The organism is Sphingopyxis sp. LC363 (assembly GCF_000756385.1).
Lineage (GTDB): Bacteria > Pseudomonadota > Alphaproteobacteria > Sphingomonadales > Sphingomonadaceae > Sphingopyxis.
Genome location: NZ_JNFC01000029.1, coordinates 1 through 12739, shown reverse-complemented (window position 1 = coordinate 12739; position 12739 = coordinate 1). Strand labels below are relative to the sequence as shown.

Annotated in this window: 11 protein-coding genes; 9 read left to right on the top strand and 2 right to left on the bottom strand. The window is 67.9% G+C overall.

Translation table 11 applies throughout. From position 1 onward, the window contains the following. Positions 1-78: 78 nt before the first annotated feature. Entirely contained in the window at positions 79-591 is a 513-nt protein-coding gene (locus tag FG95_RS11910) for a DUF4402 domain-containing protein (protein ID WP_037556112.1), read from the top strand. A 106-nt stretch (positions 592-697) separates the two neighbouring features. On the opposite strand, the gene FG95_RS11905 is transcribed toward FG95_RS11910, so the two are convergent. After that, entirely contained in the window at positions 698-1360 is a 663-nt protein-coding gene (locus FG95_RS11905; protein ID WP_037556111.1) for a YggS family pyridoxal phosphate-dependent enzyme, read from the bottom strand. 57 nt (positions 1361-1417) lie between these two features. Here FG95_RS11905 and FG95_RS11900 point away from each other — a divergent pair, with 57 nt between their 5' ends. Next, positions 1418-2032, top strand: coding sequence for a thiamine phosphate synthase (locus tag FG95_RS11900; RefSeq protein WP_037556109.1), 615 nt, complete (start codon positions 1418-1420; stop codon positions 2030-2032). On the opposite strand, the gene FG95_RS11895 is transcribed toward FG95_RS11900, so the two are convergent. After that, positions 2005-2667, bottom strand: coding sequence for a hypothetical protein (locus FG95_RS11895; protein ID WP_235211549.1), 663 nt, complete (start codon positions 2665-2667; stop codon positions 2005-2007). The two genes, FG95_RS11900 and FG95_RS11895, sit on opposite strands and share 28 nt — an antisense overlap. A gap of 332 nt (positions 2668-2999) precedes the next feature. Here FG95_RS11895 and FG95_RS11890 point away from each other — a divergent pair, with 332 nt between their 5' ends. The 7 genes from FG95_RS11890 (at position 3000) to pheT (ending at position 12666) form a co-directional block, all read left to right on the top strand. Beyond that, positions 3000-3473, top strand: a complete 474-nt coding sequence (locus tag FG95_RS11890; RefSeq protein ID WP_152567636.1) for a DUF3576 domain-containing protein — start codon at positions 3000-3002, stop codon at positions 3471-3473. Between the two features lie 51 nt (positions 3474-3524). Next, a complete protein-coding gene (gene leuS, locus FG95_RS11885; RefSeq protein WP_037556105.1) occupies positions 3525-6074 on the top strand; it encodes a leucine--tRNA ligase in 2550 nt (849 codons plus the stop codon). Position 6075: 1 nt separating this feature from the next. After that, positions 6076-6606: an LPS assembly lipoprotein LptE gene (lptE, locus tag FG95_RS11880; RefSeq protein ID WP_037556104.1), complete on the top strand. Its 531-nt coding sequence runs from the start codon at positions 6076-6078 to the stop codon at positions 6604-6606. Positions 6607-6745: 139 nt separating this feature from the next. Beyond that, positions 6746-7777, top strand: a complete 1032-nt coding sequence (holA, locus tag FG95_RS11875) for a DNA polymerase III subunit delta (RefSeq protein WP_037556101.1) — start codon at positions 6746-6748, stop codon at positions 7775-7777. 340 nt (positions 7778-8117) lie between these two features. Next, positions 8118-9020, top strand: coding sequence for a helix-turn-helix domain-containing protein (locus FG95_RS11870; protein ID WP_081933124.1), 903 nt, complete (start codon positions 8118-8120; stop codon positions 9018-9020). 143 nt (positions 9021-9163) lie between these two features. After that, the gene (gene pheS, locus FG95_RS11865) at positions 9164-10261 is read left to right on the top strand and encodes a phenylalanine--tRNA ligase subunit alpha (protein ID WP_037556173.1); all 1098 of its coding nucleotides are present in this window, start codon (positions 9164-9166) and stop codon (positions 10259-10261) included. Continuing rightward, positions 10258-12666 carry a phenylalanine--tRNA ligase subunit beta gene (gene pheT, locus FG95_RS11860; RefSeq protein WP_037556099.1) on the top strand — a complete coding sequence of 803 codons (2409 nt, stop codon included), beginning with the start codon at positions 10258-10260 and terminating at the stop codon, positions 12664-12666. Before pheS ends, pheT begins: the two co-directional genes overlap by 4 nt. The last annotated feature ends 73 nt before the right edge of the window (positions 12667-12739 follow it).

Sequence of the window (12739 nt, the reverse complement as noted above, 5' to 3'; positions counted from 1 at the left end):
AAAGCGGGGGACAGGCCAGCGATTAGCGCGCGGCGCACTTTACCGCGGATTAACCACGGCTGGACTATTCGAGCGGACGTGAAACACCGTCTTTTCCTCGGCTTCGTCCTGGCACTCGGCGGCGCGCCCGCCGTGGCGGCTCAGTGCATGCTCTGCGCGCAGGACAAGTCGGGCGGAGCCGCGACTCGCCAGGCCGAAACGCCGCTGCGCGTCGAGGTCGAGACCCGGCTCGATATGGGCCGCGTCGCCGTCGGCGCGATGGGCGGCGATGTCGAAATCGACCCGGTGTCGGGCGCGCGCCGGCTGCGCGGCGATGTCGTCGATCTGGGCGGCTTCGCGCTGACCGGCGTCGTGACCGTGCGCGGCGCGCCGGGCGCCGAGGTGCGCGTGATCCTGCCCGCGAGCGTCGCCCTTGAGGGCGGCCATGGCCGCACCGCGCGCGTCACTGGCCTTGTCACCGACCTGTCGGCGGCGCCGCGCCTTGGCGCCGACGGCCGGTTGCAATTCCGCTTCGGGGGCCGGTTGCAGGTCGCGGCGCTCGACGACGGAAATTATCGTGGGCGGATTCCGGTGACGGTGGAGTATCAGTAGGGCGATTGTCGGCTTTGGGGTGGAGAGTTGTCGTTGCTGTTATTTAAGCCCCTTCCCTTCAGGGGAGGGGCTTTCTCCATGACCGCTTCCGGTCGGGAGCGGACCTTCAGCCCCGCAGACCGAACAGCGCCGTCCCGACGCGCACATGCGTCGCGCCGAGCATCACCGCAGTCTCATAATCGCCGCTCATCCCCATCGAACGCAGCGGCAGGCCGTGGCGTTCGGCGAGTTCGTCGAGCAGCGCGAAAAAGGGCGCGGGTTCGATATCGGCGGGCGGGATCGCCATCAGGCCGTCGATCGTCAGCCCTGCGTCTGCAGCTTCGGCGAGCAGCGCGGGCAGGTCGCGGGTCGCGCAGCCGCCCTTTTGCTCCTCGTCGCCGATATTGACCTGCACGAACAGCTGCGGCTGCCGGCCCGCCTTGGCGCACGCCTTGGCGAGCGCCTGGACGAGCGACGAGCGGTCGACCGAGTGGATCGCGTCGAACAGCGCCACCGCTTCCTCGGCCTTGTTCGACTGCAGCTGGCCGATCAGGTGCAGCACGATGCCGGGCGTTTCGGCACGCAGCTCGGGCCATTTGGCGGCGGCTTCCTGCACGCGATTCTCGCCGAAATGGCGCTGCCCGGCCGCGATCAGCGGGCGGATCGCCGACGCGTCGTGCGTCTTCGATACCGCGATCAGGCAGATTTCGCGGGCCTCGCGCTGCGCGCGTTTCGCCGCGTCGGCGATATGTCCCTGCACTTCGGCCAGCCGCTCTGCTGCTTCGTTCATCGTCCCGCTTTCATCCCGCGCGTTGCGTGCGCTCGCGACGCGCCTATAGGAAGCGCGATGCGCCCGCGCCACCCCCTGCCGAAACTCTGGCTGTTCAGCGACGAACGGGCGCAGGCCGGCCTCGCCGAACTCGCCGCGCTGCTGCCGCCAGGCAGCGGCATCATCTTCCGGCACGACGGGCTGACGTCCGGGCGTCGCTGGCGCCTGCTCCGGCGGCTGATGCGCACCGCGCGGACGCGCGGGCTCGTCGTCCTGCTTGCCGGACCACCCGACATGGCGTGGCGCTGGGGCGCAGGGGGCGTCCACCTCCGCCAGCACGATGCGCATCTCGCGGTGCGTGCGCGTCGCCTCGGACTGCCGGTGACAATGCCCGTCCATAATATCCGTGAGGCGCGCCGCGCGCGGCGGTCGGGAGCCGACGCCGTCTTCATTTCACCGCTTCATCCGACCCGCTCGCATCCCGGCGCGCCCGCGCTCGCCCCGGGGGAATGGCTGCGGCTGGCGCGCCTCGCGGCGGCGGCGCCGATCGCGCTCGGCGGAATGACCGGGGCGCGGGCGCGCCGGCTGAAGCGCGCGGGCGGGTGCGCGCCCGGCTGGGCTGCGATCGATGCCTGGGATGAAAAGGCGGCGAAGCGCCGGTCGCGTCAGAAGCGGAACGCGGTTCCGATATAGACCGCCTGGCTGTCGCGGCGCGAATCGGTGAGCGGTTCGACGCGGTCGTCGCTCTTGTACCGGACACCCGCGGTGACATCGATATTTTTGGTCAGGCGATAGCTGCTGACGACATCGACGGCGGACGCCTCGCCGGGAGCGGTGACGCGATCGGTTGCCCCGCTCGGGTCGCTTGGGCGGTTCACCATACGCGTGGCGAAGCGTGACTTTTTCTCGTCCTGTTCGGGCGCCTTGGCGACCGGCAGGTTGCGGAGATCGGTGCCGCGCGGCAGCGACGGCGTGACGAATTTCTCGAAGCCGACCGACGCGCCCAGATTATATTTGACCGGGGCGATCGCGACCGGCGCGGTGCGGCCCGCCGCCAACGCCGAGGTGCGCGCGGCGCTCGACGCGTCGTCGCGAGCGCGAATCACGACGGTGATCGCACGATTCTTGCGATCCCGATCGGTCAGGGCGGGCGTGAAGCTGAAATTGCCGCGCTGTTCGGCCGACATCTTGTTATAGCGCGCGATCAGCCTTTCGTCACCCGAGGCCGGGGTGAACTGGCCCAGCAATGTTTCCGAAAGCGCGGTGTCGCGAATGCGGTCGGCGTTCGACATCGCTGCGAGGGCCGGCGGCAGCGCAAGCGAAGCCACCGCCAAAGCGGTGAGACCTGCTTTCCAAAAATGTCGCGACGTCCGCGCCATTGCTCTGCGACTCCAACCCCAATCGACTCGTCAAATAGGACCGCCGACCCGATAATGCCAGCGAATCCCGCCAAATCTTTGCAACGATTCCGCTTTTTGCCGAAATTGTTGCGCGATCGTCACAGTGCGCTTTGAATCTGACCAGAATCTGAACGGCGGTACGGCCGGAATTGCCGCGCTTGCAGGGCGACGGCAAGGGCGATAGAGACGCTGGCAATTCCGTTATGCGCGGCCGATTTTCTTCTATTCGGACGGGCTCCAAAAGATAAGGTGTTATCGGCATGCCCCAGCTTTCTGTCCCCGCCAGGCTCGGCATCACGATCGGTCGCCGCCCGGCCACGCTCGCGCTGCTCGGACTTGCGGCGCTCGGCCTTTCGGCGTGCGCGAACAAGGACCGGCCGCGCGCCGACCTCGCCGCCAGCCAGGTGACGACGATCGGCGTGAACAGCTATTTGTGGCGCGCCTCGCTCGACGCGCTGTCCTTCATGCCGCTGCTCCAGGCCGACAGCGCGGGCGGCGTCGTGATCACCGACTGGTACGCGAATCCGTCGAACCCCGGCGAGCGGATGAAGGTCACCGTGTCGATCCTCGATCAGGATCTGCGCGCCGACGCGCTGCGCGTCGCTGCGTCGCGGCAGGTGTCGCAGGGCGGCGCCTGGGTCGACGCGCCGGTGCAGGCGGCCACCGTGCAGAAGCTTGAGGAAATCATCCTCACCCGCGCCCGCGATCTGCGCCGCAGCGCCATCAGGGACTAATCCGGAGGCGCGCGCCTGCGCGCCCAGACAGACTAACGGGGTAACCGACGAATGACCCGCGAAACGCGCTTTGGCGCCCTCGCCGCCGATGCCCGCTGGCAAGCGGCGTGGGAGGCGGCGAACAGCTTTGCCACGACCGACAGCGGCGACAAGCCGAAGGCTTACATCCTCGAGATGTTCCCCTATCCCTCGGGGCGCATCCACATGGGGCATGTCCGCAACTATGCGATGGGCGACGTGCTCGCGCGCTTCAAACGGATGACCGGGCACGACGTGCTGCATCCGATGGGCTGGGACGCGTTCGGCATGCCCGCCGAAAATGCCGCGATGGAAAAGGGCGTCCACCCCGGAGGCTGGACGCGCGACAATATCGCGTCGATGCGCGCGCAGCTGAAGCGCCTCGGCCTCGCGATCGACTGGAGCCGCGAACTCGCGACGTGCGAACCCGATTATTACGGGCAGGAGCAGTCGCTGTTCCTCGACCTGTTCGCGCACGGTCTCGTCGCGCGCAAGGAAAGTTACGTCAACTGGGACCCCGTCGACATGACCGTGCTCGCGAACGAGCAGGTGATCGACGGCCGCGGCTGGCGCTCGGGCGCGCTGGTCGAGAAGAAGAAACTCTCGCAGTGGTTCCTGAAGATCACCGACTTCGCCGACGAGCTGCTCGAGGGTCTCGAAAGCCTCGACAAATGGCCCGACAAGGTGCGACTGATGCAGGAAAACTGGATCGGCAAGTCGCAGGGGCTCGAGTTCAGCTTTAAACTCGCCGGCGGCGCGGTCGGCTTCGACGTCTTCACGACGCGTCCCGACACGCTGTTCGGCGCGAGCTTCGCGGCGATCTCGCCCGACCACCCGCTCGCCGAACGCCTCGCAAAAGACTCGCCCGAGCTCGCCGCCTTCATCGAGGAATGCCGTCGTCAGGGCACCGCCGCCGAGCAGCTCGACACCGCCGAAAAGATGGGCTTCGATACCGGCATTTCGGTCGAGCATCCGCTCGACCCCGACTGGCATTTGCCCGTCTGGGTCGTGAATTATGTGCTGATGGATTATGGCACCGGCGCGATCTTCGGCTGTCCGGCGCACGATCAGCGCGACCTCGACTTCGCGCATAAATATGAGCTTCCCGTCTATCGCGTGATCGCCGACGGCGACGAGGTCGCGCAGCATTTCACCGGTGACGAGGCTTACACCGGACCCGGCAAGCTGGTGAACAGCCACTTCCTTGACGGAATGACGATCGACGAGGCCAAGGCGGCCGTGATCGCGCGCGCCGAGCATGAGGGCTGGGGCAAGGGCACGACGGTGTGGCGCCTGCGCGACTGGGGCGTCTCGCGTCAGCGTTATTGGGGGACGCCGATCCCCTTCATCCACTGCGCCGCGTGCGGCATGGTGCCGGTGCCCAAGAGCCAGCTCCCCGTCGTGCTGCCCGAGGACGCCGATTTCTCGGTCCCCGGCAATCCCTTGGATCGCCACCCGACGTGGAAGCATGTCCCATGTCCGTCGTGCGGCGGCGCGGCGGTGCGCGAGACCGATACGCTCGACACTTTCGTCGATTCGTCCTGGTATTTCCTGCGCTTTGCCTCGGCGCCGCCGGACAAGCCCTTCGATCCCGACGTCATCCGCCGCTGGCTGCCCGTCGATCAATATATTGGCGGCATCGAGCATGCGATTCTCCACCTGCTTTATGCGCGCTTCTGGACGCGCGCGCTCAAGCATATGGGGATGATTGACATCGCCGAGCCCTTCGCGAGCCTGTTCACGCAGGGCATGGTGACGCACGAAACCTATAGCCGGACGCAGGGCGAAGGCTTGCCGCCGCTCTTTTTCACTCCCGACGAGGTCGAGCGCAACGCCGAGGGCGCAACGCTGACCGCCGACGGCGCGCCGGTCGAGATCGGTCGCGTGATCAAGATGTCGAAATCGAAGAAGAATGTCGTCGATCCCGACGCCATCCTCGACCAATATGGCGCCGACGCGGCGCGCTGGTTCATGCTGTCCGATAGCCCGCCCGAGCGCGACCTGCCGTGGAGCGAGGCGGGTATCGAAGGCGCGTGGCGCTTCGTCCAGCGCCTGTGGCGCCTGTTCGGCGACACCGAAAATACCGGCGAAGGCGGCGAAGACAAGGCACTTGCGCGGAAGCTCCATCAGGCGATCGCCGGCGTCGCGGCCGACATCGAATCGCTCGGTTTCAACAAGGCGGTGGCGAAGATCCACGCGCTCGCGAACGAGATCGAGAAGGCCAAGCCTTCGGCGACGCGTGCCGAGGCGTGCCGCACCCTCATCCTGCTCGTCGCGCCGATGATGCCGCACCTCGCCGAAGAGGCATGGGCGGCGTTGTCGGCAAGCCAGCGCACGACGCCGATGATCGCCGATGCCGCGTGGCCCGCCGCCGATCCGGCACTGCTCGTCGATGACGAGGTGACAATCGCGATCCAGATGGCGGGTAAGCTGCGCGATACGATGACGATCGCCAAGGGCCTCGACAGGGACGCCACCGAAGCGGCGGCGCTCGCGCGCCCGCGCATTGTCGAGCTGCTCGCCGGCGCGACGCCGAAGAAGGTGATTGTGGTGCCCGACCGTTTGGTGAATATCGTACCCTGATATGCGCGCCCTTCTGACCTCCTCGCTCGTCGCCGCTTCGCTGATGCTCGGCGGGTGCGGTCTGCATCCCTTGTACGCAAACGGCAGCAAGGGGGCAGTGGCGCAGATACTCGCCGACGTCGACGTCGCGCCGATCGAGGGGCACGAAGGCTGGCTCGTCCGCAATGCGCTTCGCGACCGGTTGCAGGCGACGCAGGGCGGCGAGGGCGCGGGCAAGCGCCTCCGCCTCGACGTCCGGCTCGAGGATTCGATCACCGGCTTCGGCGTTCGCGCCGACGACACGGTGACGCGCGAACGCCGGACGCTGCGCGCGCGCTATCAGCTCGTCGATGCAGCATCGGGCGCGGTGCTGCTCGACGCAACCGCGGCGCAGGATGCCGGGATCGACGTCGTCGGCAGTGAATATGCGACGATCGCCGCCGAATCGACCGCGCTCGAACGGCTCGCCTCGGGCGTCGCCGATCAGATCGTCGCGCGCCTCGCGGTCTATGCGAACCGCGGCGGCGGCCAGTCCGCCGCCCCCGCAAATTAAAACCCGCTTTCCCGAGCGAAGACGAGGGACTATGCCGAGCGAAGTCGAGGCCGCTTTGTTGCGGGTTCTCGCTTCGCTCGAACGAGCCCCTCGTCTTCGCTCGGGGATGCGGGTCATATAAGGATCGCCCAGCAATCTCATGAAGAGCGTCAAGCCCGCCGACCTCGAACGCCAGACGCGCCTCGACCCCGCGGTCCGCTTCACCCTCCTGACCGGCCCCGACGAAGCGACGATGGAAGCCGTCGCGGTCCGCCTCATCGGCCTTGCCGGCAAGGAGGCCGAGCGGCTCGACCTGACGGGATCGCAGCTGGCGCAGGACCCGTCGCTGCTCGCGGCCGAAGCGGCATCGATGTCGCTCTTTTCGCCCGCGCGCATCATCAAGCTCGAACTTTCGGGAAGCGGCGACGACAGCCTCGCCGCGGTCGAGGCGCTGCTCGCCGCCGAAACCGCGATCAACCCGGTGATCGCGACGGGCGCCTCGGTCACCGCGAAGTCGAAGCTCGTCAAGCTGGTCGAGGGGTCGGACCAAGCCGTCGCGGCGATCTGTTACCAGCCCGACCGGCGCGCGCTCGTCGGCATCGCGATGGCGGCGGCGCAGGAGCAAGGACTCCGCATCGCCAACAGCGAGGCGCAATTGCTCGTTGACCTCGTCTCGGGCGATCAGGCGCTGATGCGGCGCGAGATCGAGAAGATCGCGCTCTATCTCGACGCCGGTCCCGACCGCCAGCGGCAGGTCACGCCCGCCGACATCGCCGCGCTGGGCGCCGCGACGCACGAAGAGGATGTCAGCGAGTGCATCAACGTCGCGCTCGGCGGCAGGGTGCGCGACCTGCCCGAGATGCTGGCCAAGGCGGCGGCGGTCGGCGTCGCCGAAATCCGCATCATTCGCGCGCTGGCGATCCGGGCGCTGGCACTGGCGCGCCTGCGCGCCGAAGTCGACGGCGGCGCCCATCCGGCGACCGTCGTCTCCGCGCGGTCGAGCGGCATTTTTTGGAAGGAGCGCGACGCCGTGACGGCGCAGCTGCATATCTGGGATTCGGTGCGCATCGCGCGGCTGATGAGCCGGCTGCTCGACTGCGAACGCGCGCTCAAGGCGTCGGGCACCGCGGGCGGCGTGCTGTTCCGCAAGCTGATGACCGATATCGCGCATCAGGCCGCGCGAGCGCGATAGCGGGCCCCGCCTTGCTCCGCGCGAAGAGGCGGCGCGGCGCTCGCGCGCCGCACCGCCTCGACAATGGTTCCAGTGGAAACCATCGCCCCCCGCCCGTGCCGAATAGCCGTGGGTCGCAGAAAGCCGACGGCAGGAACGAAGCTCGGAAAATCAATCGTCTGTTTCAGGTCCCCGCCAAGCCCCATCCTCTGGCGTCACGCCCGATTCTCCTCGCACGCCCCCGTTCGGAGCAGGCGATACAATTATGAAGCAGGAGGCCCCCATAAAATTGTAAGAACCCGACAAGACACCCCCTCCGGACATTGTTTTTCAGGCGTTTTGCGCGTTAAAATGAAACAACATGCCGCACCGCGACGCATTCCCCTCCCCTCCCGCCAGCCCGCGTGTCGCGACGCGCTTCTTCCCCTTGTCGGAACCGCTCCGCCCCTATCTCAGCACCATTTATCTGAGCGAGGTCGGCGTCGCCGACGGCTCGCGCGTCGAGGATTATCTGCACCCCGAGTGGGCGAACCTGCGATTTGTCGACGGCGACCCGCCGCTCGCGGCGATCGGCGACGGGCCGGCCCTCGAAACGCCGCGCTTCATCGTCACCGGGCCGACGAGCCAGGCGACCTATTTCGCGGCGGGCAATATGCGGACCTGGGGCATCGGCGTGCTTCCGATGGGATGGGCCAAATTCGTTCCGCTGCCCGCCGACGAGTTCGCCGACCGCCTCTGCGACGGCGGGGTGCATCCGGCCTTTGCCCGCTTCGCACCGCTCGCCGAGCGGTTGCGGCGGACCAACGACGTCGATGCCGCGGCGGCGCTGATCGACGCACATTTCCGCGCGCTGCTTGCCGATGCGCCGCCCGACGATCCCGCCATCCTTGCGGCGCACCGCGCGCTGGTCGACGATGATTTGTCGAGCGTCGCCGAGCTTTCGGCGAAGCTCGGTCTTTCCGAACGCTCGATCGAGCGATTGAGCCACCGCGCCTTCGGCTTTTCGCCCAAGCTGCTGCTGCGCCGCCAGCGCTTCCTGCGCAGCCTCGCGCGCTTCATGCTCGATCCGTCGATGGCGTGGATCGATACGATGGACCATCAATATTATGATCAGGCGCAGTTCACCCGCGATTTTCAGCGTTTCATGGGGATGAGCCCGCGCGACTATGCCGCGCGGCCCAAGCCGATATTGGGCGCCGCCGCCTTCGCCCGCACCGCCGCCGCCGGCGCGCCGGTGCAAGGCCTGCACAAACCGACAGGATAGACCGTTTTCCGCCAACAGGCTTGACCCGCGCGGCGCCTTCGGTGCAAGCGGCGGACGACGGACGCGCGGGCAGCCGCCTATCCACGAATTTGAGAAAGCATGATACCGGCGGCGGCAGCGCGGCCGGAATAGGACAAATGACGATGAGCGATATCGAAGCCATCCGGGCCCGGCTCTTGGGCGAGATCGAAGCCGCGACCGATGCGGGTGCGGTCGAGGCGCTGCGCGTCGCCACGCTCGGCAAGGCGGGCAGCATCACGGGGCTGCTCAAGACGCTCGGCGGCATGAGCCCCGAGGAACGGCAGGTGCAGGGGCCGGCGATCCATGGCCTGCGCGAGAGCGTCACCGCCGCGCTCGCCGCGCGCAAGGCGGCGCTCGATGCCGCCGCGCTCGACATCAGGCTCACCGCCGAGGCGATCGACATGACGCTCCCCGCCGCGGCGAGCCCGCGCGGCAGCGTCCATCCGGTGAGCCAGGTGATGGACGAACTTGCCGAAATCTTCGCCGACATGGGTTTCGCGGTCGCGACGGGCCCGGAGATCGAGGACGACTGGCACAATTTCACCGCGCTCAACATTCCCGAAACGCACCCCGCGCGCGCGATGCACGACACCTTCTATTTCCCCGAAGGTGGCGAAGGTGCCGCGCAGCGTATGTTGCTGCGGACGCATACTTCGCCGGTGCAGATCCGGACGATGATGGAAAAAACGCCTCCTATCAGGATCATAGCTCCCGGACGCGTCTATCGCAGCGACAGCGACGCGACGCACACGCCGATGTTCCACCAGGTCGAAGGTCTGGTGATCGATCGCGGCATCCACATGGGCCACCTCAAATGGACGCTGGAAACCTTCCTCAAGGCCTATTTCGAGCGCGACGACATCGTACTCCGCCTGCGCCCCTCCTATTTCCCTTTCACCGAACCCTCGGCCGAGGTCGATGTCGGCTATAAGCAGGAAAAGGGCCGCCGCATCGTCGGCGGCAATGGCGACGACGAGGGCCATGCGTGGATGGAGCTGCTCGGCAGCGGCATGGTCAACCGCCGCGTGATCGCGAACTGCGGGCTCGACCCCGACGAATGGCAGGGCTTTGCCTTCGGGGTCGGCGTCGACCGGCTCGCGATGCTCAAATATGGCATGGACGATCTGCGCGCCTTCTTCGACGGCGACCTCCGCTGGCTCGCGCACTACGGGTTCGGCGCGCTGTCGGTGCCGACGCTGAGCGGAGGAGTGTCGGCATGAAGATCACCCTCGACTGGCTCCGCGAACATCTCGAAGGCGACTATTCGGTCGCCGATGTCGTCGCGACGTTGAACCGCATCGGCCATGAGGTCGAAGGCGTCGAGAATCCGGCCGAAAAGCTCGCGGGTTTCCGCGTCGCCAGGGTGCTGACCGCCGAAAAACATCCGCAGGCCGACAAGCTGCAGGTGCTGACCGTCGAGGCGGGCCCAGAGGTCAACGCCGGCGCGCCGCTCACCGTGGTCTGCGGTGCGCCCAATGCGCGCGCGGGCCTGATCGGCGTGCTCGGCCTGCCCGGCGCGGTCGTGCCGGCGAACGGCATGGAGCTGAAGGTTGCCGCGGTGCGCGGGGTCGAATCGAACGGCATGATGTGCTCGTCGCGCGAGCTCGAGCTCGGCGACGACCATGACGGGATCATCGAGCTGGCGTTTGACGATAATGGCGACGCACCGATCGGCATGGCGTTCGCCGATTATGCAGGGTTCAACGATCCGGTGGTCGACATTTCGATCACCCCGAACCGGCAGGACTGCATGGGCGTGCGCGGCATCGCGCGCGACCTCGCCGCCGCCGGACTCGGCACGCTGAAGCCGCTCGACGTTCCGACGATCGCCGGCGAGGGCGCGCCCGCGACCGAAATCCGGACCGACGATGCCGAAGCCTGCCCCGCCTTCTTCGGCCGCACGATCAGCGGCGTCACCAACGGCAGCGCGCCCGAATGGATGCGCCGCCGTCTGGAAGCGGTCGGGCAGCGCTCGATCTCGGCGCTTGTCGACATCAGCAATTATGTGATGTTCGACCTCGGCCGCCCGAGCCACATCTACGACCGCGCCAAGCTTTCGGGCGCGCTCGTCGCGCGGCGTGCCAAGGACGGCGAAACCGTCACGGCGCTCAACGGCAAGGAATACACGCTCACCGACACGATGACCGTGATCGCCGACGAGCGCGAGGTCCACGACATCGCGGGCATCATGGGCGGCGAGCATAGCGGGTGCAGCGAGACGACGACCGACGTGCTGATCGAGATCGCCTATTTCACCCCCGAGCGCATCGCGCTGACCGGGCAGGCGCTCGGCCTGTCGAGCGACGCGCGCAGCCGCTTCGAGCGCGGGGTCGATCCGGCCTTCCTCGACGATGCGACCGCGATCGTCACCGCGCATATCCTGAACATCTGCGGCGGCAATCCGTCGGCGGTGACGCGCGCGGGCACCCCGCCCGCCGAGGTCAAGACGATCGATTACGACCCCGCGCTGTCGGCGACATTGGGCGGTATCGCGATCGCGCCCGAGCGGCAGCAGGAGATATTGTCGGCACTCGGTTTCGCGGTGATCGAACAGGGCGGCCGCTGGCAGGTGTCGGTGCCGAGCTGGCGCCGCGACATGGACGGCGCGCCCGACGTCGTCGAGGAAGTCACGCGCATCACCGGTTTCGACGCGATCGCGTCGGTGCCGCTGCCGCGGGCGGACGGGGTGGCCAAGCCGACCGCGACGCCCGAACAGATGACCGAACGCCGCCTGCGCCGCGCAGCGGCCGCTGCGGGCTTCGACGAGGCAGTGACCTGGTCGTTCATCAGCGAAGCCGACGCAGCGCCGTTCGGCGGCGGCATCTGGTCGCTCGCCAACCCGATCAGCGAAGACCTGAAAGTGATGCGCCCGTCGCTGCTGCCCGGCCTGCTCGCCGCGGCGCAGCGCAACCAGAACCGCGGTGCGGGCAGCATCCGCCTGTTCGAAATCGGCCGGCGTTATCTTTCCGACGCCGAACATCCGACGCTCGCGTTGCTGATGGCGGGCGACAAAAGCGCGCGCGGCTGGCAGGCGGGCAAGGCCGCGCCGTTCGACGCGTTCGACGCCAAGGCGGCGGCGCTGGCGCTGCTCGACGCCGCCGGCGCCCCCGCCGATCGGTTGCAGGTGATGGAAGCCGTCACCGGCGGCAATATCTGGCACCCCGGCCAGTCGGCGACCTTGCGGCTCGGCCCCAAGGCGGTGCTCGCCGAATTCGGCGCGCTCCACCCCGCGCTGACCCGCGCGTTCGACGTCGACGGCCCGGTGATGGCGGTGCAGATTTTCCTCGACGCGATCCCCGCGAAGCGCGCGAGCGGTCCCGCGCGCGCCGCTTTCGCGCCCCCGGCATTGCAATCGGTGCGCCGCGACTTCGCCTTCCTCGCGCCCGTGGGGCTGACCGCCGCCGAACTGGTGCGCGCGATCCGCGGCGCCGACAAGGCGAGCATCGTCGATGCGCGGCTGTTCGACCGCTTCGCGGGGCCGGGCGTTCCCGAGGGGCAGGTGAGCCTGGCGGTCGAAGTCGAATTGCAGCCGGTGGACAAGAGCTTCACCGACGCCGAACTGAAGGCGATCGCCGACAAGGTGGTGGCGGCGGCGGCGAAGCTCGGCGCGGAGTTGCGCGGGTAAGCGGACGAAATTCCGCTGCCGCTTGAAAGGCGGCTATGGGGTGGGCTTAAGCCGTTCCCCTCCCCTTTTAGGG

Excerpts from the sequence above, each read along its gene's own strand:
- FG95_RS11905 (WP_037556111.1), bottom strand. The coding sequence starts at position 1,360 with ATGAACGAAGCAGCAGAGCGGCTGGCCGAAGTGCAGGGACATATCGCC.
- holA (WP_037556101.1), top strand. The coding sequence starts at position 6,746 with ATGAAGAGCGTCAAGCCCGCCGACCTCGAACGCCAGACGCGCCTCGAC.
- FG95_RS11890 (WP_152567636.1), top strand. The coding sequence starts at position 3,000 with ATGCCCCAGCTTTCTGTCCCCGCCAGGCTCGGCATCACGATCGGTCGC.
- leuS (WP_037556105.1), top strand. The coding sequence starts at position 3,525 with ATGACCCGCGAAACGCGCTTTGGCGCCCTCGCCGCCGATGCCCGCTGG.
- pheS (WP_037556173.1), top strand. The coding sequence starts at position 9,164 with ATGAGCGATATCGAAGCCATCCGGGCCCGGCTCTTGGGCGAGATCGAA.
- FG95_RS11900 (WP_037556109.1), top strand. The coding sequence starts at position 1,418 with ATGCGCCCGCGCCACCCCCTGCCGAAACTCTGGCTGTTCAGCGACGAA.
- lptE (WP_037556104.1), top strand. The coding sequence starts at position 6,076 with ATGCGCGCCCTTCTGACCTCCTCGCTCGTCGCCGCTTCGCTGATGCTC.
- FG95_RS11870 (WP_081933124.1), top strand. The coding sequence starts at position 8,118 with ATGCCGCACCGCGACGCATTCCCCTCCCCTCCCGCCAGCCCGCGTGTC.
- pheT (WP_037556099.1), top strand. The coding sequence starts at position 10,258 with ATGAAGATCACCCTCGACTGGCTCCGCGAACATCTCGAAGGCGACTAT.